Below are 1,412 nucleotides of genomic sequence, written 5' to 3' on the forward strand. Positions count from 1 at the left end.
CAACAACGACAGGTCCAACCGCGACCCATCCCTCGCCAACCCCGCCTCAGACGCCGCCTCACCCAACGGCACCAGCAACGCCGCCGCGCCCCGCCGCACAGCGGTCGACAGCAGCGCCGCCTCACTCCCCGGCTCGACCCGCTCGGCCAGCGCCCGCAGTACAGCCGCCATCACATCCAGGTCATCCGGGGGGTACGAGGCCGCGTTCACCACGACCCGGCGGTCCACCACATCCCGGTAGACACGGCGCTTAGCCACCTGCCAGAAGCCGTGATCCGCCTTGTACTGCTCGGACGCCATTTCGCCACCCAGCGGCCCGGGTTGGTTGCCGAGTGCGCGGAACTCCATCACGGCCATCGCGGCATGCACCCGCTGGACAAGGCCTGGCTTTGCGGTTTTGACGCCCCAGGCGTCCCATGCCGAGATCGACACGTCCGGGTTCGGGTCCAGGCCGGTCCGGAGGTACTGCCGCAACGAATAGTTGCGATCAAGCAGCGGCGCACCCAGATCAGGCGGGCCACCATGCAGGTCGGTGATCTCCTGGTAGGTCTGGGCGTGCCGTTGCTGGAACAAGGAGGTCAGCGCCTCCTCGATGATCGGCCGGTCCGCCTCGAGCACCAGCCGGAGCTCATCCGGCAGCCCGTTGAATACGCCGTCGAGGGAGTGCCGCGGCAGCAAGGCGACCCACTGCTTGCCCCTGAGTAGTCGGTCGGTCAGGTAGTGCGACATCTGGCCGTAGTTGAGGTGGTAGAGCAGCTCCCCGTAGCCGGCCAGCGTGGCTGCCGGACCGACGAGCGGACCGCCGAACGCCCGCTCGGCCAGCCACAGTCCAAAGTCTTCAGCCGGGGCATCGGCCGCGGTCTGAAAATGGGGCTCGTAGCTCCGGTACCACCGGTATATCCGCCGCAACCCCTCCAGCACGAGGTCGAACGTGTGCTGGTCGCCCGTCCACTCTCCCTTTCCTGCCTTGCGGACCATCAACTGCTCGTAGTCAGGATGGGCGGTGAACCCGGGCAGTAGTTGAGTCAGCAGCTGGGGCGGCCATTCGCCGCGCAGCCGTCGAGCGACATCATCGAGCCCCGCGTACGTCGGTGCCTGGGCCGCAGTGCGCCGCTCGTCGTCCAGGTCGGGCATGACCCCGGTCACGGTCTCCAAGATCTTGCCGTTCATGCCGTCGGCGTCCACGCGCAACACGGCGTCCGCCCGCCTGGCGACTCCGGTCACCGCCGGCAGGGTGGAACCGGGGCGGACAAAACCCGCCCATCGGTGTTCGCGCTCGATTCCGCCCCAGATGTGTCGACCGCCCGCGGCGTCGAAGGCGCCCTGATCCAGCAGACTCACCTCTGGCGAACGACCGAACTCCACGACATCCGCAGCGGCGACCGCCGCCATCAGGTCCGAACCGAACGTCT

General features: G+C 68.1%; 1 protein-coding gene. It reads right to left on the reverse strand.

From position 1 onward, the window contains the following. Window positions 1-1,412: hypothetical protein (locus tag AB0G14_RS35720; protein ID WP_357705235.1), on the reverse strand; the 1,412-nt coding region annotated here is incomplete at both ends.

It is taken from the genome of Micromonospora sp. NPDC023814 (assembly GCF_040639595.1).
In the GTDB taxonomy this organism is placed as follows: domain Bacteria; phylum Actinomycetota; class Actinomycetes; order Mycobacteriales; family Micromonosporaceae; genus Micromonospora.